General features: G+C 65.6%; 16 protein-coding genes. 8 read left to right on the forward strand and 8 right to left on the reverse strand.

What is annotated here, in order from left to right; translation table 11 throughout:
- Positions 1-748: 748 nt before the first annotated feature.
- The 5 genes from EL337_RS14910 to EL337_RS14930 all read left to right on the forward strand — a co-directional run bounded on the left by EL337_RS14910 (position 749) and on the right by EL337_RS14930 (position 6,677).
- Positions 749-2,023, forward strand: a complete 1,275-nt coding sequence (locus tag EL337_RS14910; RefSeq protein ID WP_048631075.1) for a PE-PPE domain-containing protein — start codon at positions 749-751, stop codon at positions 2,021-2,023.
- Between the two features lie 165 nt (positions 2,024-2,188).
- Entirely contained in the window at positions 2,189-3,670 is a 1,482-nt protein-coding gene (locus EL337_RS14915) for a flavin-containing monooxygenase (protein WP_048631076.1), read from the forward strand.
- A gap of 59 nt (positions 3,671-3,729) precedes the next feature.
- Positions 3,730-4,395: a cutinase family protein gene (locus tag EL337_RS14920; protein WP_048631077.1), complete on the forward strand. Its 666-nt coding sequence runs from the start codon at positions 3,730-3,732 to the stop codon at positions 4,393-4,395.
- Positions 4,396-4,638: 243 nt separating this feature from the next.
- Positions 4,639-5,829: a PE-PPE domain-containing protein gene (locus EL337_RS14925; RefSeq protein WP_232786731.1), complete on the forward strand. Its 1,191-nt coding sequence runs from the start codon at positions 4,639-4,641 to the stop codon at positions 5,827-5,829.
- 20 nt (positions 5,830-5,849) lie between these two features.
- Positions 5,850-6,677 carry a class I SAM-dependent methyltransferase gene (locus EL337_RS14930; protein WP_048631079.1) on the forward strand — a complete coding sequence of 276 codons (828 nt, stop codon included), beginning with the start codon at positions 5,850-5,852 and terminating at the stop codon, positions 6,675-6,677.
- Here the strand turns inward: EL337_RS14930 and EL337_RS14935 are convergent.
- The 4 genes from EL337_RS14935 to EL337_RS14950 all read right to left on the reverse strand — a co-directional run bounded on the left by EL337_RS14935 (position 6,674) and on the right by EL337_RS14950 (position 13,260).
- Positions 6,674-8,038 (reverse strand): cytochrome P450, encoded by a 1,365-nt coding sequence (locus tag EL337_RS14935; RefSeq protein ID WP_048631080.1) that lies wholly within the window; start codon positions 8,036-8,038, stop codon positions 6,674-6,676. The genes EL337_RS14930 and EL337_RS14935 overlap by 4 nt on opposite strands.
- Positions 8,039-8,065: 27 nt before the next feature.
- Positions 8,066-9,550: a flavin-containing monooxygenase gene (locus EL337_RS14940; RefSeq protein WP_083442981.1), complete on the reverse strand. Its 1,485-nt coding sequence runs from the start codon at positions 9,548-9,550 to the stop codon at positions 8,066-8,068.
- Between the two features lie 21 nt (positions 9,551-9,571).
- Positions 9,572-11,965 (reverse strand): PE-PPE domain-containing protein, encoded by a 2,394-nt coding sequence (locus tag EL337_RS14945; RefSeq protein ID WP_048631270.1) that lies wholly within the window; start codon positions 11,963-11,965, stop codon positions 9,572-9,574.
- 509 nt (positions 11,966-12,474) lie between these two features.
- Positions 12,475-13,260 carry an alpha/beta hydrolase gene (locus EL337_RS14950; RefSeq protein ID WP_048631082.1) on the reverse strand — a complete coding sequence of 262 codons (786 nt, stop codon included), beginning with the start codon at positions 13,258-13,260 and terminating at the stop codon, positions 12,475-12,477.
- 90 nt (positions 13,261-13,350) lie between these two features.
- Between EL337_RS14950 and EL337_RS14955 the strand changes: the two genes are divergently transcribed.
- Together EL337_RS14955 and EL337_RS14960 are read left to right on the forward strand one after the other, a co-directional pair.
- Complete coding sequence (locus EL337_RS14955; RefSeq protein ID WP_048631083.1) at positions 13,351-14,523, forward strand: LLM class flavin-dependent oxidoreductase; 1,173 nt, start codon at positions 13,351-13,353, stop codon at positions 14,521-14,523.
- Between the two features lie 408 nt (positions 14,524-14,931).
- Positions 14,932-16,296 carry a hypothetical protein gene (locus EL337_RS14960; RefSeq protein WP_048631084.1) on the forward strand — a complete coding sequence of 455 codons (1,365 nt, stop codon included), beginning with the start codon at positions 14,932-14,934 and terminating at the stop codon, positions 16,294-16,296.
- A gap of 13 nt (positions 16,297-16,309) precedes the next feature.
- Here EL337_RS14960 and EL337_RS14965 read toward each other — a convergent pair whose 3' ends face one another.
- From EL337_RS14965 to EL337_RS14975, 3 genes are read right to left on the reverse strand one after another with little or no spacing between them, the layout of a single operon-like run.
- Positions 16,310-17,023: a nitroreductase family protein gene (locus EL337_RS14965; protein WP_048631085.1), complete on the reverse strand. Its 714-nt coding sequence runs from the start codon at positions 17,021-17,023 to the stop codon at positions 16,310-16,312.
- Positions 17,016-17,519 carry a DUF2505 domain-containing protein gene (locus EL337_RS14970; RefSeq protein WP_048631086.1) on the reverse strand — a complete coding sequence of 168 codons (504 nt, stop codon included), beginning with the start codon at positions 17,517-17,519 and terminating at the stop codon, positions 17,016-17,018. Before EL337_RS14970 ends, EL337_RS14965 begins: the two co-directional genes overlap by 8 nt.
- The gene (locus tag EL337_RS14975) at positions 17,503-18,192 is read right to left on the reverse strand and encodes a flavodoxin family protein (RefSeq protein WP_048631087.1); all 690 of its coding nucleotides are present in this window, start codon (positions 18,190-18,192) and stop codon (positions 17,503-17,505) included. Before EL337_RS14975 ends, EL337_RS14970 begins: the two co-directional genes overlap by 17 nt.
- A gap of 131 nt (positions 18,193-18,323) precedes the next feature.
- Here EL337_RS14975 and EL337_RS14980 point away from each other — a divergent pair, with 131 nt between their 5' ends.
- On the forward strand, positions 18,324-19,154 hold the full coding sequence (locus EL337_RS14980) for a class I SAM-dependent methyltransferase (RefSeq protein ID WP_048631088.1): 831 nt from the start codon (positions 18,324-18,326) through the stop codon (positions 19,152-19,154).
- Here EL337_RS14980 and EL337_RS14985 read toward each other — a convergent pair.
- Positions 19,147-20,403 carry a phthiocerol/phthiodiolone dimycocerosyl transferase gene (locus EL337_RS14985; RefSeq protein ID WP_048631089.1) on the reverse strand — a complete coding sequence of 419 codons (1,257 nt, stop codon included), beginning with the start codon at positions 20,401-20,403 and terminating at the stop codon, positions 19,147-19,149. The two genes, EL337_RS14980 and EL337_RS14985, sit on opposite strands and share 8 nt — an antisense overlap.
- Positions 20,404-20,427 lie beyond the last annotated feature (24 nt).

A 20,427-nucleotide genomic window follows, 5' to 3' on the forward strand; every position in this document is an offset into this window, starting at 1 on the left:
CGCCACGCCCCGGTGCCGCGAAGGTCACCCGGCTTCAGCGACGTGTCGAGTCAACGTCCAAGCAGAACAACGGTATTCGCTCACCACGGGGGCGTCCACCGGCCCGCCGCCGGATCGTCCGTCGCCTGAATCCGCGCAGTGCCCGCCCGCCGCGGCCGAGTCCGATCCGACCGTGACACCAGCGCTGCCACGGCAGGTGTCGACCTTGGAATCCTGGTTTGCTCTGCGCGATTCTCTTCCTTACCCGGGAGTCAGTTATGCGCTGCAGGCAGCCGATCACGAGCCGGCAGCCGGGCAATCACGATTGCGCATTGTTCAACTGTCGGTTCCCGCGAGTTAAAGGTGTGCTGACGGCGGTGGTACAGACCAAGCACTTTTTTTAGCCGACTGCGGATTAGCTATGGAATACCAAGCCGTACAACTGTCCACAAGATCATAAATTACACAAATGTATTTCACGCCTGTCGCCGAATTCAGCCACCTCGCCGAACGAAAAGGCAACACTCTGAGCTGGTTTTATCGCAGGTAGATGCGGTTCTCAGTAACTCAACAACGCCAGCTAGCAGCATTCTCTACTGCCGTAGAGATTCCGCGCGCAACCTATTTCAGCAATATAAATGCCCTTTGCCACGATCACACAGATTAGAAATACTTCTATTTTGCTACGCAAAGGTTGACGGTGTCGCAATATGCTCATGTCGCGCCGCTACGGCGTAGGAGTTAACTAGTTCGCATCGGGGAGATCATCATGCGTAGGAGCATTCGAAAAGCCAGTGTTGCCTGCGGCGCCGCCTTTGCCTCGGCAGCGGTTGCGCTGACCACCGCCACAGGGGCCGGTGCCGTCACGACCGCCGTCGCCATCGGCGGCCTCGGAACGCCCGACATGCACGAGGTCGTGATTTCCCCGTTGCTCGGCGGCAAGTTGGCCAGGGAGAACGACATCCTCGACGGCGTCGAGTGGCCTGCACAGGCCAATTCCCCCGGAACGGGCAAACTGACCCTGGGGCAGTCGATCAAGGTGGGTATCACGAACCTGGGCACCCACTTCGACGACGCGTACGCCCGCTTGGCCCCCGGCGAGCAGTTCACCGTCGTCGGGTTCTCAGCTGGTTCGCTGGTGGTCAACGACTTCATGCGGGTACTGGCAGCCGACCCGGACGCGCCGGGGAAGGACCAGGTGAAGTTCATCCTCGTGGCCGACTCCAGCCGGCAGAAGCTGATCGAGGGCGGCAGCAAGTACAACCCGAAGTACGACTACACCTACCAGCCTGCACCGGAGACCGCCTACGACATCGACGTCGTCACCGGTGAATACGACGGAGCGGCCGACATGCCGGACCGCTGGTGGAACTTCCTGGCCGTCATGAACGCCATCGCCGGCGGAATCTACGTCCACGTGCCGATGATGTTCTCCGATTACGCGGCCGTCACGCCCGACGAGAACATCACCGTCGTGACGAACAGCAAGGGTGGTGTGACCACCACCTACCTCGTTCCCACCAAGACGCTGCCGATCGTCCAGCTGCTGCCCTTCCTGAAGCCTCGCGAGGCCGAACTGAAGGCCAAGATCGATGCGGCGTATTCGCGCAACGACGACCGCACGACGACCACCAGTGTCGCGCGCTCGTTCGCCGCGACGGCGGACGTCCAGGACAGCGTGGAGCAGGCTTCCTCCACGGTGGAGACTCCGGAGGTTGACGACGCATCCGAGACGACTGTCGATGCCGACGAGGGGCCGGCACCGACCAAGTCGCGGGGCGCATCCACCGCGGTCGACACCGACAGCGATGAGGTGTCCTCGACGGATGACTCCGAGGAGTCATCGGCCGCCGACGACGAAGCCGACGCCGCGGACGCGGATGACGCCAAGGCCGACGCCGATGCCGCCAAGGACGCGGATGACGCCACGGACGCGACGGAATCCACGGACTCCACGAAGTCGAAGGACTCCACGGATTCCGGCTCGTCGGCAGACGCGTCGTCCGATGGATCTGGGTCGTCTGACTCCGGCTCCTCGGAGTAGCCCTCCCCGAGCTCGAGGCCGCCGACGTAGGACGCCCGCCCGAAGCCCCGGCATTCGCCGGGGCTTCGTGGTGTCTCGTGGCACGTCGTGCCAGGCGGTCCCGAAGTTGTCGGCCTAAGATTGCGTGGCCGGTAATCGATTTGCTGTGAGGTAGCGTTGGTGTCCATGGTTGATCCGCAGTACGACGTCATAGTCGTAGGCGCTGGCTTCGGCGGTATGGGGGCCGCCATCCAGCTCAAGAAAATGGGATACGAGAGCATCCTCATCCTCGACAGAGAGGATGATCTGGGCGGGACCTGGCACGTCAACCACTATCCGGGCCTGGCGGTCGACATCCCGTCACCCACGTACTCGTACTGGTTCGAACCGAATCCGTACTGGTCACGGCTGTATGCGCCGGGTTCCGAACTCAAGCAGTACGCCGACCACGTCGCCGACAAGTACGACGTGCGCAGGCACATGCGGTTCAACGCCCCGGTCGACGGTGCACATTGGGACGACGACGCCCAGAGCTGGCACGTCGCGCTGTCCGGCGGTGAAACGGTCACCGCGCGCTTCCTGATCACCGCCACCGGCTACCTTTCGCAGCCGCGCAAACCCGACATCCCCGGCATCGAGGACTTCGCCGGCCGCATCGTCCACAGCATGGACTGGGATGACGACTACTCCCCCGCCGGCGACCGGATCGGGCTGATCGGCACGGGTGCCACTGCCGTGCAGCTCATTCCGCAGCTCGAGAAGCAGGCCGCCAGCCTCACGGTGTATCAGCGCACACCGATCCACGTCGTGCCCAAGATCGACTTCCCCATCCCGGAGTTCGTCCGGCGGTTGTTCGCCCGGGTGCCGCTCTTCCAGCGCGCCGTCCGATGGACCACCGACGCCAACCTCGAAGCGATGATGATCCTGTCCGTGTTGAACTTCAAGCACTTTCGACAGCTCAACACCGTCGCCGACTACACCTCGCGCGCGCTGCGGTTCGTCTCTATCCGGGACAGGTCCCTGCGTCGCCAGCTGACACCGAAGTACGAATTCGGCTGCAAGCGGCCGACCTACTCGAACTCGTACTACCGCACGTTCACCAAACCGCACGTGCACCTGCAGTCTTCGGGCATCGAACGGGTGGAAGCGGACGGCATCGTGGCCTGCGACGGCACGAAGACGCAGATCGACACGCTGGTCCTGTGCACCGGCTTCGATCTGTGGGAGGCCAACATCCCGGCGATCGAAATCATCGGCCGTGACGCACGCAATCTCGGGAAATGGTGGCGCGACAACGGCTTCCAGGCCTATCAGGGGGTGTCGGTGCCCGCCTTCCCGAACTTCCTGAGCCTGGCCGGCCCGTACGCGTCCAGCGGCCTGTCGTTCTTCAACACCGTCGAGTACCAGATGCGACACATGGACCGGCTGTTCGGCGAAGTGCAACGGCGCAAGGCCACCACGTTCGAGGTCACTCCCGAAGCCAACGCACAGTTCCGGGCACGGATGTCGAAGCTCTTGGGCAAGACGGTATTCGGCCTCGGCGACTGCGCCGGGTCCCGGTCCTACTACTTCAGTCCCAGCGGTGAGACGCTCGTCCGGCCTGCGTCGACCAACCAGACCAATCGGGAGAACGACAACTTCCCGCTCAGCGATTACATCATCGCGTGAACGTGCAGGTCACGCCCTAGTTTCTGCATGCACTCACAGCGATGTGTCAGCATGGATTCATGCTGGTAAAGCGGATTCTGGGTTCCCTGGGCGCGGCGGCCCTGACAATGGCCGCGACGATGCAGATGTCTCTGGGGTTGCCGTCGGCCGCCGCGCAGCCGTGTCCGGACATCGAGGTGATCTTCGCGCGCGGAACCGGGGCGCCCCCCGGTCTGGGATGGCTCGGAGAGGGGTTCGTCGAATCGCTCCGGGGCAAGGTCGGGGGCCGCTCGGTGGGGGCGTACGGCGTGAACTATCCGGCGAGCTTCGACTTCGACGAGTCGGCCCCGATGGGTGCCGCCGATGCCACGGCCCGAGTGCAGTGGATGGCCGACAATTGCCCCGACACCAAGCTCGTTCTCGGAGGTAATTCGCAGGGCGCAGGTGTGATCGACCTGATCACCGTCGATCCTCGCCCCCTCGGCCGGTTCACCCCGACGCCGATGCCTCCCCATCTCGCCGATCACGTCTCGGCTGTCGCCGTCTTCGGCAACCCGTTGCGCGACATCGCCGGTGGCGGCCCGCTTCCGCAGATGAGCGGTGCCTACGGCGGGAAGTCGATCGACCTGTGCAGTCTCGACGACCCGTTCTGCTCGTCCGGCTTCAACTTTCCCGCGCATTTCGCCTACATCAAGAACGGGATGGTTGAGGAAGCAGCGAACTTTGTGGCAGGCCGCGTCCAATGACCCGCTCTGCCTGAGCAGCAAACCTGTTCCAGATGGTCCGCCCGCAGGGTCGAGGCCAGGGCCGACGCGGTGAAGTGCCCGAATCGCGTGGCGCGGCGAATATGAAACACCGAAGATAAAAGCTCCTCCGACCCGGCAAACACGCGTACGCTGTGGTGGGCAGCAAACGGTGTTGTCGTGTGATTTCTTGGGGGTTCAATGGCTAGGGGAGCAAACCGTACAACGGGTCGCAAACGGCGGTCGGTGACTCTGGCGGCCGCGGCCGCAGCGGCCATTCCGTTGATCGCGCTTCCGGTGAGCGGCTATACGGCCACAGCCGTCGCCGCGGACTTCAGCTATTTCCCTACCGAACCCACCCGGGTACTGACGCTGAGCCTGTTGCCGGGGGGCAACAACGATGACCTCAGCGGCGTGATGTGCCAGGCACCACGGACATGTCAGGACGTCGTCTACTCGCGCCTCTCCGACACTGAGGCCGTCGCCATCCTGAACACCGCGGTTCGCGACGGGTCGACGGGCAGGCAGATCATCTTCGCCTACAGTCAGGGCGCCCGAGTGGCCGCTCGGTGGCTGAAGGAGAACGGGAACACCGAGGGCGCGCCGACAGCCGCCGACCTCAGCTTCGTCCTGATGGGCAATCCCAGCCGCAAATATGGTGGCTCAGATCGCGATTGGGACTACACGTTCCCGGACAGCGACTATGCCGTGATCGACGTCTCCCAGGAGTACGACCTGGCGTCCGACTTCCCGGACGACCGACGCAACTGGCTGGCCATGATGAACGCCAACATGGCGTTCTTCACCACCCACCAGGACTACGAAGCCGTCGACATCTACAGCGAAGCCAACTACGTGTGGACCGAGGGCAACACCACCTACGTCTTCGTTCCGACCAAGAATCTCCCGTTGCTGGCACCGCTTCGCTGGTTCGGTTTGGGCTTTGTGGCCGATGCCCTCAACGCACCGTTGAAGGAGATCGTGGATCGCGCCTACGACCGCTCCTATCTTCCGGCTCAGCCGGGGCTGCCCCCGGTCGTCGAGCCGGAACCCGAAGTGCCACAGGCGCTCACGATGGCACGCACCGTGTCGGCAGGCACCGCAGACACGGGAACCGAGGTGTCACCCGGCGAGGTCATCGATGAGGATGCCGCCGATGTCACGCCGTCCCCGGAAGCGGCGGATCTCGACAATCGCGGGTCGGACGGCACCGAGGACGTCGATGCCGACACCGACGACGAGTCGAAGGATCTGGCCGACGCCGAGGCCGATGCCGATGCCGATAAGGACGCCGACACCGACACAGGCAGGGATGCCGACGGCGACACCGGGAACGCCTCGGACAAGGACGGCGACAGCGGTGCCGACAAGGACACCGACGCAGGAGCAGTGAAGACCCGCGGCAGCAACGGAGACTCCCCGGGCGGCGCCGAGTAGCGGTGTGCTTGGCTGGCGGCATGGACGTCAGCGGCCTCACCGCCATCGAAAGCACCGCACTGCTGACCGAGTACTGCCGAGCCGTCGACGCCAGGTCGTCTCGCGCGATCCTGGCCGATCCACTGGCCGGCGCCACGGTCGGCCAGCTCGACTACGACTTCGCCGGACTCGGCGCGACCCCCAGCGTGGTGGCGCTGGTGGCGTTGCGCGCCAAGATGATCGACGAGAGGATCGCGGCGTTTGTCGCCGAGCATCCTGGCGGGGTGGTCGTCGACATCGGCGCCGGATTCAGCAGTGCGGTGTTCCGCGTCGATCCACCGGCATCGGTGCAGTGGTTCAGTGTCGACCTGCCTGCCGTGATCGCGCTGCGAGAGGCGTTACTGCCGTCGCGCGACGGCGCCCACTCGCTGGCCGCCACCGTTCTGGAGCCGTCGTGGGTCGGCGCCATCCCCGGCGACCGTCCGGCGATGGTATTCGCCGACGGCCTGTTCGCCTTCCTCGACGAGGAGGCGGTGATCGCCATATTGCGCACAATCACAAGCCATTTCGTGTCGGGCGTGATTGCTTTCAACGACTACGGACGGGTCAGCAAGGCGAATCAATTCATCGGGCGGTTGACCACATCGCGCACGGCGAACTCACCGCACCGGCAGTGGAACTTTCCCGGGTTCAAGGACGCGAGGCAACCCGAGTCGTGGAACAGCGACCTGCGGCTTGTCGACGAGGCCAGCGCCATGCACCGGCCGGAGGCCGCGTTGTTCCCGAGGGGCCTGCGGATCGCCGGCCGACTCTCGCACCGGGTGCCGTCCGTCGCCCGCAAGGCACGAGTCCTGCAGTACCGCTTCTAGCTGCTGCTCTCGGCGGCTGACACGGAATCGGCGCTGCGCTGACTGTTCTTCCGGCGGTGAACGACGGCCCGTCCACCCTGGCCCGGTGTCACCGTGACACCGCGGCTGTGCGGCTTCTCATCCGGCTTGCTCGTCGGCTCCAGCCGGAACTCGCGCAGCATCGTCCGGAGTGTGACGTCCATTTCCATGGTCGCGAACGACGCTCCGATGCAGCGCATCATGCCGCCGCCGAACGGAATCCACGCGAACGGGTTCGGCGGGTTACCGACGAAGCGGTCGGGGTTGAATGTGTCGGCATCCGGGAAACTCTGCTCGGACGCCATCGCCAGCTGGGTGCTGGCGAGAATGGTGTCCCCTTCCGGGATCACCCACTCCCCCAGACGTATCCGGGTGCGTGCCCGCCGAAGCGCCGCCGTCAGCACGGGCCGGGTGCGCTGCGATTCGGCGATCGTGGCTGTCATCAACTCGGAGCCGCCCGCGTCGACCTCATCGGACAGCCGAGCCAACAGATCGGGGTGTCGCCGGATCCGCTCGATCGTCCAGGCCAGCTGTGTCGAGGTGGTCTCGTGGCCGGCCACCAGCATGGTCAGCAGTTCATCGATGACGTAGGAGTCCGGCAAAGGCTCGCCGTCGTCGTAGCGTGCCTGCAGCAGCAGGGACAGCACATCGCCGCGGTCCGCGAAATTCGGATCGGCGCGGGCGTCGGCGATCAGTGATGTGCAGATCTCATCCATCCGGCTCCGGTACCGGGCGAACTTCCCGCCGGGGCTCCACGCGCCGACGTCGCGGCGCACCACCGACGGCATCAGCGCGATCTTCGAACCGAACTCGACGGCGGCAGGGATGACGACCCGGAGCTCGTCGAGCTCGTCGCCCTCGGCGCCGAACACCGCGCGCAGGATGGTGTTCAGCGTGATGCGCATCATCGGCTCAAGGGTCTCGAACTCGACTCCCTCGGGCCAGGACTGCATCTCGCGCATCACCTCCTGCTCGGTGATGTCCTCGTAAGCGCGCATGTTCTTACCGTTGAAGGGCGGCAGCAGGAGCTTGCGGCGGGCGAGCAGCTCGTCGCCTTCGAGGTTGAAGATCGAACCGGGCCCGAGTACGTCACCACCGAGGTTGTTCTGTGGGCGGCCGACGAGATCGCGGCTGGTGCTGAACAGGTCCTTGACCAGAACCGGATCACTGATCACGACCGTCTCCCCGAAGACGGGAAGCTGCAGCGTGAAGGTCGAACCGTAGCGCCGGCCCAGAGCTGCGACCGAGCCGTAGCGGAACGCCAGCACGGCGCCACCCTGGATCAGCTTCGGAATCCGCGGGCCGGGCGGCAGCCGCACGGGATCGGTGGTGGCCGTAGCCATGTCGTCACCCCTTGTCGATGAATGTGGTCAGGCGATGGCGTAGTCGCTGAGCGGGAAGCGCTCCTGCTCCTTGACTGCGTGGCGGATCGACTGCGGACGGAAAAGCGGTGCTTCCCCGGAACTGTTGAACCAGTACGAGCGGGAGTTGGCGCAGTCGCCGAGCCGGAAGACCGAATCGTCCAACAGGGTCTCCATCTGGTGGAGGAACCGGGCGTTGGCCTCCTCAGTGACCTCGAACGTGTCTGCGCCGCGCCGCTGCAGCTCGCCGAACAACCGCTTCATGTGCCGCATCTGATATTCGACGGTGTCGAACCAGGACATGCCCACCCACGCGTACGGGCTCGCCTGCGTGAGCATGTTCGGGAACAGCGGAACCGACAGACCTTCGTATGCCTGGAACTTGTTCTCCCGCCACCACTTACCCAGGTCACGGCCGTCCCGGCCGATCACCGGGATGGCCGGCAGGTTGGACTCCCACACATCGAACCCGGTCGCCAGGACCAGGGTGTCGATGGTGCGCTTCGACCCGTCCTTCGCCACAATGCCGTCCGGGTCGATGCGTTCGATACCCGCGGTCTCCAGATGCACGTGCGGCTTGTTGAACGTCCGGTAGTACGAATTCGACAGCGTCGGACGCTTGCATCCGAAGTCGTAGTTCGGGGTGAGCTTGCGGCGCAACCCCTTGTCCCGGATGGCGAGGAACCGGTGCAGCGCACCGATGCGTGCCGCCGCGGTGTTCACGGGCCGGAACTGCCGGAACTTCCACATCGCGATCGTGACCATGATGTCCATGAACATGTCGCTGGACAGCCGCAGGAATTGTTGGGTGGCAGGGACTTTCGCGAACAGCCGCTGCGCCGCGGGCCCGAACGAGAAGTCCAGCTTCGGCATGACCCAGATGGGCGTGCGCTGGTACACGGTGAGCTCGGACACGTCGTCGGCCAGCTTGGGAATGAGCTGCACTCCGGTCGATCCGGTGCCGATGATCGCGGCCCGCTTACCCTTCAGGGAGTACTCGTCGTCCCACTCCTGGGCGTGCAGCACCGTGCCGGCGAAGTCGTCGATGCCGGGGATGTCCGGCTTCTTCGGCTGGCACAGATATCCCGTCGCCAGGATCAGGAACTGCGTGCGCAATGTCTGACCACCGGCCAGCGACACCAGCCAGACCCGCCCGTCCTCGTCCCACCGCGCACCCTCGACGGTGGTGTTGAACCGCATGTAGCGGCGCAAGTCGTACTTGGCGGCCACGTGCTCGGCGTATGACTTGAGCTCGGTGCCCGGCGCGTACAGCCGTGACCAATACGGATTGGGCTCGAACCAGTACGAATACGTGGTGGACGGGACGTCAACCGTCAGGCCTGGATAACGGTTGACGTGCCACGTCCCACCGAGATCGTCCTCACGGTCGAGTATCGCGATCTTCTGATACCCGAGCCTGTTGAGTTGGATCGCGGCGCCCATCCCGCCAAATCCCGCACCGACGATGACGGCGTCAAACTGCTCCGTACTCACGGGGCGATACTACGGCCCTTCTCACTCACCGGCGCTGCCGCCGCCGCTACCTGAGCTTCCGCTCGACGAGCTGGCGGAGGAGTCCTTCTTGTCGTCGGACTTCGACTCGGTCTTGGTCTCAGACTTCGACTCGGACTTGGCCTCAGACTTCGATTCGGACTTCGCCGTGTCGGACGCAGCCGTGTCGGACTCGGAGGTGTCCGACTTGCGGTGCTTCCCGCCGGACCCCTTGCTCCCGGTCGCGGGCTTGTCGGCGTCGGCCGCGGGTGCGTCGTCCTTGGGCTCGGCCGGGGTCTCCGCAGCCGGGGTCTCCTCCGCGGGAGTCTCCTCCGCGGGGGTCTCCTCGGCAGGAGTCTCCTCGGCAGGGGTCTCCTCGGCAGGAGTTTCCTCCGCGGGGGTCTCCTCGGCAGGAGTTTCCTCGGCAGGAGTTTCCTCGGCAGGAGTCTCCTTATCCTCGGCTGGCGTCTTGTCGAACTTGCTCAGCAGGTTCTGGACCGCGGTGGAGATGACGTCCTTGTCCTCGGCCGACTCCTCGGTGCTGTCCTCGGTCGTGTCAGAGACCAGCGTGGTGCGCAGGGCCGACGAGTCCGACTCGGCGTCCTCGTCGGTCTGGGCGCCGTTCAGGGCACCCAGGCCGGACTCCTCGTTGTACTTGTCGTCGACGACGTCGGTGACACCCGGGACGGCGGGGCCGATGTACTTGCCCGTCTCGGCGTCGTACAGGTCCTTGACCGACGGCGGGATGTACGCACCGGGGTAGATGTCCCGGCCGACCTTCCAGTCGGTCGGCATGAACGGGTCGACAGCGTTGCAGCTCGGGCAGAGCAGCTTGGCGAACGGCCGGGCCAGGTAGGCGAACGGCGTCATGGACGGGTTCCAGACGTAGCTCTTCGGCACGAATGGGTTCCAGGTGGTCGTCAGGCCGTCGGCCAGGTTCTTGAACGCGTCGATCTGCTCCTGCAGCGTCGGGGTCTTGATGCCCTCCGGCGTCGAGGTCAGGTGCTCCCAGAACGACTTGGTCTCGGCGAACGGCTCCAGGTGGATGGTCTCGCCGTACCACTCGACCGGGTCGCCGGTGAGGCCCAGCTCCTGGCCCCAGTAGGCCTCCACGTCGCTGATCGGGTTGTACTGCGGGGTGATCGGGTCGGTGAACGTGAAGCCTTCAGGGTTGAACAGGTCCCACAGCATGACCTTGAACATCTGGTCGGTGATCGCCGAGGGGTCGGGGCACGGCGGGAAGCCGGTGCAGCCCGCGTTCATCGGTAGGTTGGCGCGCGCCCAGTAGTCGGCGATCTCGCCCATCGGGCCCGAGATCGAGGGGATCGCGACCAGGAAGTCGACGAATGCCCGCGTCATCTCCGGGTTGGCAGGATCCCAGCCCAGCACGTTGACCGGGGTGTACACCCACCAGCTGCCGCTGGCGCGCATCGCGTTGGCGAAACGGTTGGTGCCCTGGACGGCGTAGTACGGGATGTTGGCGATCGTCTCGAGGATGTTGATCGGCGCGTAGAACGGGTTGGATGCCGTGGGGTTCGCGGTATTGCCGCTGCCGCCGGTCAGCGGTGGCAGGTTGATGTGGTCGTCGCGGTCATAGCCCTGCTCGATCAGGTATGCCAGCGGGCCGGTCAGATCATCGGCGAGCTTGTCGAGGCCGAGCCAGCGCAGCGGCTCCACCAGGGGCAGCGTCTTGGCCGGGACGAAGACGTACTCGGTGTTGCCCTCGGTCCACTTGATGTTCGCCGGGTCGTCGAGATCGACATCCTTGTAGCTGTTGCCGAGGTGGTTGGTGAAGAACCCCATGGTCGCGTTGAGGGTGGCCAGCGCATTCAGCGGGTTGTGCACATCGGCGGTCGGGTCGTACTGCCGCGCGACGTCGATGACCTTGAACTGACTGTCGGGCCACGCGGTTCCCCACGGCACCGACGCTCCACCGGCACGCCGGCTCGGGTTGCCGATCACGACGAAGGTGAGGTTCTGCGGAATCACCGCACCTTCGGGGTTCTTGAGATAGGACTCGAGCCACTGCGATGCGACGACCGCGCCCTCGCTGAACCCGAACACCGTGACGTCCTCGCCCGTGGCGGCGGCGGCGGCCAGCTGCTGACGCAGCGCCGCGACACCGAGGCCGAAGTTACCCGGCGTGGTCCACACAGGCAGGTAATCCATGGCGACGCAGGTGTTCCCGCTGGCGTCGTTGCAGTACTTGCCCTGCAGCGCCTCGTTCATGTCGACGGCGTCGGGCGACGGGTTGATCGTGATGACCGTGGCGCTCAGCGTGACGTCCTGAGTGACCTGCTTGGCTGCGATGGCCGCACCCTGGGCCGGCGCCGGGGGCGCAAGGGGTGCGAGCGCGATGACGCTCGACCCGACTAGAGCGAGGCCCGTCGTTACGTACGGGCGAAGCGCTGAGTGCATGTCCCAACCTTCCAGGTCGTTGCAATGAGGTGACGATTCGATCACGGCGGCAAAGGTGTGCGGAGATTATCACATATTGCTCGAGCGCAAGGAATTGCTGGACGAAATTCCAACAAGGCCCGACGGGTCGCAGAGAAAACCGCCAAGGGCGTCGCAAGGCGACGAATTCGCACTCCATCGCCCGCCGTAGGGTTGCTGGCAAACAACTTGCCGAAAAGGCGAATTGCCACGCGGGGCAATCGCAAATTGACGAGCAAGTAACAAGACTGCCTGCACAAAAGCCCCGCTATAACGTGTACAGCTAACTAGGCCACATAGCGCCTGACGGCGCGCGGCAGCGCCGGTCACTGGTACGCACGCGGCCGGATGGGCGAAGAGTCACCTCCACCTTCCAGCAACATCGCTACATGACGAGAACGCGTTACACCCTGTTTTGCTGGCGCCGTCAATTAGCTCCGGACGGACCGGACGTGTGAGGTCACAGACGTCGCACCGGCATCACGGATTTGTCACAGATCGCGGGCAACCAGCCAGGAATCGATGTGCTCGGCGACGGTTTCCCAGCCGGGTTCCAGCATCATGCTGTGCCCCATCCCGGGAAAGAACGTGGGCTCGGTGCCATACGCCCTGGCGGTCGCGCGCACCTCGGCCGGCGTGACCGCCATCCCGTCTTCGAGAGCGCCGAGAACCAGCATCGGGGCCCGCACCCGGTCCGGTCGCGGAAGAGCGGTCAGGCCGTCGCGGCCCGAGCGTGCGCTCTCCTCCTGCAGACGGGCCGCGCACGCGGCGACGATCGCATCCGGCGTGTGCGCCGAGAAGAACCGCTCTCTGACCAGCTCCGGAGCGTTGACGTAGTCCAGCGACCGGCCCGTCACGGAGAGCTTCACGAAATGCCAGGGATGGCGTCGCAGCCACCGGATCCCTGATCCCAGGTATCCGCGCGGTGGCGCCGAGGCCATCAGCACACCGGCGGGGACATCGCGGCCCTCCAGGTACTTCTGCACGAGGAACCCGCCCATCGAATGGCCCACCACGACCGGCGCCACCGGCAGGGCCGCAGCCGCCGTTGCGATGTCGTCGACGTAATCGGCCATCGACAACGACCGCAGCGGTGTGCTGGTGGTGCTGCCGCCGTGACCGCGCAGACTCACCGCGAGTGCGCGATAACCGCGGTCGGCGAAATAGTTCAGGAAATGTTCATCCCAGCACCAGGCGGCATGCCAGGCGCCGTGCACGAACAGCAGCGGAGCCGGGTGTTGTGCGCTCGCGTATCCCTTGTCGATCACCTCGAGCATTGCGAGTGGCACGGCCTTTTCGATGGGGGTAGCGAGCACGAGCAACCTACCATTCTGGCGGCGTCGTCACTCGGTAGTACCGTCCCTGCCATGACCAACCGATCGCGGTCCGCGCTCGCTCCATTTCGCTTCGGACTGCTCGACGGGATTGTGAACACCCGCATCTCACCCACGCTGCTGCCGTCGGCGAGCATGCTCACAGCATCTGTCACCGGCGCCGACTCGTTCTGGGTGGGCGACCACATCAACTCGCTGGTGCCGCGCTCCATCGCGACGCCGGAATACCTGGGCGCTGCTGCGCATCTGGTGCCGAAGGTCGACGCCATCCTCGAACCCTGGACCATGCTCGGCCACCTGGCCGCCCGCAACCGGCTGCGGCGCCTCCGATTCGGGGTCTGCGTCACCGACGCCAGCCGGCGCCATCCGGCGGTCACCGCGCAGGCCGCCTCGACACTGCATCTGCTGACCCGTGGCCGGGCCATCCTCGGGATCGGCGTCGGCGAACGCGAGGCCAACGAGCCCTACGGCGTGGAGTGGGGCAAACCGGTCGCCAGGTTCGTCGAGGCGCTGGCCACCATCCGCGCCCTCTGGGAGTCCGGTGGTGAACCGGTGTCCCGGGACTCGGCGTACTTCCCGCTGCGGCACGCGGTGTTCGACCTGCCGCCGTACAAGGGCAAATGGCCGGAGGTCTGGGTGGCGGCGCACGGCCCGCGGATGCTGCGCGCCACCGGCCGCTACGCCGACGGCTGGGTCCCGTTCGTGATCTCCCGGCCCGCCGACTACGCACGCGCGCTGGACGCGGTGCGTACCGCCGCCTCCGACAACGGGCGTGACCCGATGTCGATCACGCCCGCCGTCAACCGCACCGTGGTGGCCGGCCGCACCCGCGATGACGTCGACGAGGCGCTGGACTCCGTGGTCGTCAAGTCGGTGGCGCTGGCCGCACCGGCCGAAGCATGGGCCAGGCACGGAGTCGAGCATCCGCTCGGATCCGACTTCTCCGGGGTGCAGGATCTCGTCCCGCAGCTGATCGACCAGCAGGCAGCGCTGGAATATACCGCGAGCGTGCCGGCGTCGCTGATGAAGGAGATCTGCTTCCACGGGACAGCCGCCGAAATCCTGGACCAGGTGGCCGACTGGCGCGATCACGGACTGCGGTACCTGCTGGTCATCAACGGCAGCCAGCTGAACCCGAAACTGCGCAAGGGTGCGGCGGCAACGTTGCCGTATACGAACGTGCTTCGCGGGCTCAAAAAGCTCTAGCGGGTCGACACTCCGTTCGCGGAGTTTGCCATCTGCCACCGATCGGGGCGCGGTGCCGTCGCAGCCCCGGCGGTCGGTCGCCGTTGCTGCGCCTCGACCCGTCCAGCGCCGGAATCCGTCGCCGAATGACCAGATCGGTGCGCATTCGGTGCGTAATACGCGCTACTGCATCAGATTTCGCGCAGACGTCAATTAGCGCCGGGAATCTGCACGTCGCCGGCCCCGGCACGCGGGCCGTGTAACGCGCCTCGCCCAGCCTGCGATGCGTCAGTAGCGGGCGATCCACACGGTTGACGGGTGTCCGCGGAGGAAAAGTTTGCCGGACGGACGGCCTGTCCGTCCGCGAACAAGGTAAGGTCATCGCAGCGTTCTCTTAACTGCCTGAAGAAGTCCTGAAAAGTTGGTGTCATGCACGTAGCAGTCAAGCCCGTCATCACAAGTGGTATCGCCCTGGTCGGGGCCAGCGTCATCGCCGTCTCGCCGGTCTCCCCGGTTATGCCGGTCGATGCCCCCGCACCGTCTGTGCGGGTTGTGGACTCCGACGTGAGCCTGACGGCGTCGTCGCTGGCGTACGTGCCGATCAACATGATCCAACAGGCCCTCAGCGCCCCGGCGAACATGGTGGCCGCGCTGGACCGACTCGCCACCGCGATGGCGATCAGCGGTAGCTGGAACGAGGAACAGCCCAACAACGTATGGGGCTGGGATCCGGCCAACCCGGCGATGTTCCGCGAGACGATCAACACCCTGATCCCGTTCCCGGCCTTCTCCGAGCCGTGGGGTCGACACCTTGATTGGTGGGCCACCGCGAACCTGCCGATGTACGAGGGCTGCGCCTACGAGTGCGACGACCTGCCGGGGATGCTCGCCGGGATGTTCAAGGTCCCGATGAGCGAGTTCTACGACGAGGACGGTTACACGTTCCCGACCGTGATCAACCCCACCGGCGGTGCCGAAACCGAATGGTCGGGCCAGACCGTCAAGCTGGATCCGGCAGAACCCATCGAGTCCGTCTGGAACTCCCTGATCGCAGAGCCCACCGGAGTCCGGACCACCACGTTGTGGGAGGCCGTCACCGCGTTCGCGAATTTCAGTGCGGCACTGCAGATCACCGGCCATCTCCCGACCTGGGTCGCGGTGCGCGAGATCGAGACGTTCGTCAAGCACTTCCTGCGCGCACCGGCGGTCGAGGAGACAGCTCCCGAAGCCGAACCAGATGTGACGCAGCTGGCACTGGTGGCCGACACATCCGTTGCCGACGCGAGCGCACAGCCAGAGCCCGCCCCCGCGTCGACTCTGTCCCCCACCACGACGTGGCGCACGCTCACCACGGCCGCCACTCCCCCGGCCGGCGACGCACCCGATCAGACGCAGACCACCGATGCGGATCCGGCCGCGTCCAGCACGACCGAGACACCGGATCTGGTGACAACGGTGACGACGGAGCTGAAGAAGAAATTCGCCAGTGCCGCACCGGACGCCGAAGACACCGGTGCCACCGAAGACAAGGCCGATGTGAAGGACGACGCCGGCACCGCGGCTGACTCGAAGGCCGATTCGAAGGCCGACGCGAAAGACGACTCGAAGGCCGATTCGAAAGCCGACGCGAAAGACGACTCGAAGACCGACTCCAAGGGTGGGGCCGCCACGGGCGGCAAGCATCGCAAGGCCGACGACGGTGCACGCGACAAGTCGTCAGACATCGGCAGCTCCTCGTCGAGCGGCAGCGGCGGCAGCGGCGGCAGCGGCGGCAGCAGCAGCAGCAGCGAGTGACGACGGTCGACGGCTAGCTGCCGGTGCCCATCCAGGGGCGGTTGCCGTAGGTGTTGAAGTGCATGACCTCGGTCACCGGCCTCCGGGTGGTCGGGCCGTAGCGGCCGCGCGGCCAACCCAGCGGCACAACGCAACACGGCGTCACCGACATGGGTAAACCGAGTGTCCGCCGAGTAGAACTGACGCTCCACAGCGGCAGTGTGATCAGCGATGCGCCCAGCCCCATGGCCCTGGCCGCAAGCAGCAGGTTCTGCACGCTCGGATAGATCGAGCCGAAATAGCCCGACAGTGCCGCATGGGGCATCGGCACCAGCGGGATGCGACCCTCCTTGGCGCCCAGACGCAGGCACGCCACGATCAGCACCGGCACCTCGGCGAAGTGGTCGACCTGCCACTGCACCGCCCGGGCCGTCTTGGCCATCGACGGGTCCTTCTTCGACACCCGCCGAATCACCGTCTGGTAGTAGAGGGTCCAAGCCTGCCGATACCTCTTGGCGAGCTTCTTCTTCACCGCCAGGTCCTTGACGACGATGAACTCCCAGTTCTGCCCGTTGGCGCCGGTGGGTGCATGCAGCGCCATCTCGATGCACTTCATCACCACGGCGTCATCGACCGGATCGGGGTAGACGCGCCGGACGGCGCGCTGCGTCAACATGGCCTCGGTCAGCGGCATGTCCAATCGCGCCAGAGCTTCCGAGGCTGTGGGGATACCCGACGTGTCAGCCATTCTGCGAAATCCAATCCGAGGTGAAGCGTTGAAGTTGGGGCAATTCGGCCACGATCTGGTCGGCGATCGCCTGCTCGATCCTGCCCCCCACCAGCGGGATCCTGATCTCCAGCGTGCCGGCGAGCGTCAGGCGAGAGCCGCCCGGAACCGGTTGTAGCACAGCCGTTCCCACGCCCGAGCCGGGGACACCGGATGCGGTGATCGTGACCTCTCCGTGCACGGTGTCCCCGCCGCGGCGCCACGTCTCCGCGCGAACCACCTGCACGTCGCCGCGGAACGCCTTCGCCAGCGGTCCGGGCAGCAGGTTGTTGCGCAGATCCTGGGTGGTCGCGACGTCCACCGCGCCGGCGGGGTCGACGGTCAGGTAATCCAACGTAGTTGCGCCGCCTCCGAATTCGTCGATCCGGGCGTGCCAGTACGCCTCGTCACCGAACGCCCGGTGGATCTGTTCGACGCTTGCGGGCGAGTCGGTCCGAACGTCAAACGGCCGGGGCACCGAACAGCCGATCGGCGAGCTTGGCCGCGAATGTGCGCGTCTGGTCCAGCTGTTCGGGACTGATGTTGGTCTTCGGAATCTTCACACCCAGGTATTTGTCGCGATACTCCCCGGACCCGAGATAGCTGGTCAGCGACAGCATGGACTGCAGTTGCCCGCCCGGGTAACCGAAATGGATGCTGTCGACGAAACGGCCGCCCTGCTTGGTGGCGAGCTCGAGCACCGCCTCGTGGTTCTCCCGCCAGTACCGGCGGCACACGGTGATCACGGCGAACGGCTTTCCGTTGAGCAGTGCTGAGGCTTCGGTGGATTCGAGGAAAGACCGCATCGGCATGCTCACGGTCTTCCACCAGGTCGGCGAGCCGAGGCAGATCAGGTCGTACTCCCCGTCGCGGACGGCGTCCGGGGTGCGGATCTCGCCTGTCTCCCCCTTGCCCTGCGCCTTGAAAACACTGAACATGTCGGGCCAGACCTTGCGCATCGGGAACCGGGTGAACGGCTCGGAGTACTGCGGGTCGATGAACTCGATTGGCGCGGTGTGCACTTCGCAGCCGCGCTGCCGAAACGCCTCGGCGGCCGCGTCGAGCACCTTCTCGGTCTGGCCGGTGTAGGAGTAGTAGACGAACAGCACCCGCGGCGCGCGGGACCGCCCGCCGGCTTCCGGTTCACTCATCGCCGACACCTGCTCCGATCACCAGTTGACACACATTGTCTCCTTTCGGTCTTCTGCCCGACACCGACACCCGGCGGAAGTTTGCCAGCGGCGTTTGTCCCCCGGCGGCGTTTACGAATAGCCTCTGTCCCATGAGCGACAAGGTGTCCATCGATCTGACCGGGCCTGCCCAGACCATGCTGACGACGTTGTACCTCAAGGCGCTGGACGCCGACTTCCAGAGCCCGGTCCTCGGCGACACATTCGCGAAAGAGGCGATCGACCGCATCGACTACGACTGGCGCGACCTCGGTGTGGACGCCAAGTGGGCGCCCATCATCACCGTACGCACCGCCCAGTACGACATCTGGACCAAGCAGTTCTTGGCCGCCCACGGCCCCTGCACCGTCGTACACCTCGGCTGCGGGCTCGACAGCCGGGTCTTCCGGGTCGATCCCGGACCCGACGTGCAGTGGTACGACGTCGATTTCCCCGGCGTGATCGCGCTCCGCGAGCAGGTCTACCCGAGCCGGCCGAACTACCACCTGCTGCCCACGCCCGCGACCGAACTGTCGTGGCTGGACCAGATACCCGCGGACAAGCCGCTGCTGTTCCTCGCCGAGGGCATCAGCATGTACCTGACCGAAGACGACGGCATCGCGCTGTTGCGACGCGTGGTCGAGCGCTTCCCGTTGGGCGAGCTGCAGATCGACTTCTACAACTGGGTGGGGATCCGCTCGCAGAAAACCCAAACCCTGGTCCGTAAAACGGGATCCACGCTGCACTGGGCGGTCAACAGTCCCGAGGACATTCTGTCGAACGTGCCCGGTACCCGGCTGCTGGCCTATACGACGCTGTTCGACGCCAGCACCGCCGTGCGCGCCTCGGGCACGTTCAAGACGCTGGGCCGCGCCTTCCGCGTCCTGCCGCCGGTGCGCAAGGCCATTCAGTACCACCGCTACGCGTTCGGCCCCGTCAGCTGACACGGGTCGCGGCCTGCCGCGCGGCGATTCCGCACAGGATCGATTCGATCGCCCGCACCGACTTCTCGGGCTCCGGGCCGTGCGAGTGGTATTCGAGCATCAGCCGCCCGGCGAAGATCTTGCTGGTGTAGATCTCGATGCCGGACCCGACCGCGAAGTACAGTTCGCCGTGGCTGGCCGCCAGCTCCATCCCCGGAGGCATCCGCATGGGCGGCACGATGCCGTTGTCGGTGAACATCACCACGTCGGGAAGCCCGGGCGGGTTACCCACGTACTGGGGGCTGAAGTGCAGGAAACTCTGCTGGATGACGCCTTCGGCGATGTCCTTCTTGAAGGTGTCGTTGATGTCGCGGGCCAGGTCGACGACGTCGGTGCCCTGGTGGATCTCCGCCAGATAGGTGGCGATACCGACGGGATTGGTGCACTCGGTCGCCGACACCGGCGGTGACAGCAGGTAGCGCAGATCCACCGGGTAGACGTAGGGCACCGGGACGTTCGGGGTGTCGCGCAGCTGCCATTCGGCCATCAGCACCGCCGCGGACAGCAGGCTGTTCAGCCCGAGCTTGTGCGCCCGGCAGAACTCGATGATGCGCTCGGTGTCCTGCTCGGAGAGCTTGCAGAACTCCATCGGGACTCGTTGCGGCAGAACCGGATTGTCGCCGGAGGGGGCACGACGCGACGGCGGCAGCTCATAGGCGAACATCGCCGCCAGCAGCCGCTCGAGTCCGGAGCGCTGCCGCTTCTCCACATTCCGGTTGGACAGGATCACCTCGAGCGGGACCGGCGCGGAGTGCACGGGGCCGGGCCGCGACGATCCCGTGGTCACCAGGTCGGTGTAGGTGGAGAACAGCTCTTCGACGAGGCTGAACTGGTGATGGCCGTCGGCGAGGCTGTGGTGGATGTAGAGCGTCAGATGGATCTGACCATCCCTGTTCGTCAGGCGCAGATGTGACAGCGCGGCCGTCTGATCGAACAGCAGCGGCGACGGTTCGTCGTCTCCGTGCAGTTCGATCACCTCGAGGCCCTGGTGCATCAGATCGTCCAGCACGATCTCCCACTGGCCGTCGGGGAGCTGCTCGAGGTGACCGTTGAGCACCGGGTGGGCGGTGATCAGCGCGTCGAACGCGTCGGCGAGCGCGTCGACGTCGACGGTGCCGTCGACGTGTGCCGCCAGGCCGACGAAGTTGCGGGTCTCGGCGAACATCTCCTCGCTGCGCGCCAGCTTGCGGATGCCCGATGAAGGAAACATGAAAGTCAGACTCCCTGGTACGTC

Origin of the sequence: Mycolicibacterium aurum, assembly GCF_900637195.1 — a bacterium.
Lineage (GTDB): Bacteria > Actinomycetota > Actinomycetes > Mycobacteriales > Mycobacteriaceae > Mycobacterium > Mycobacterium aurum.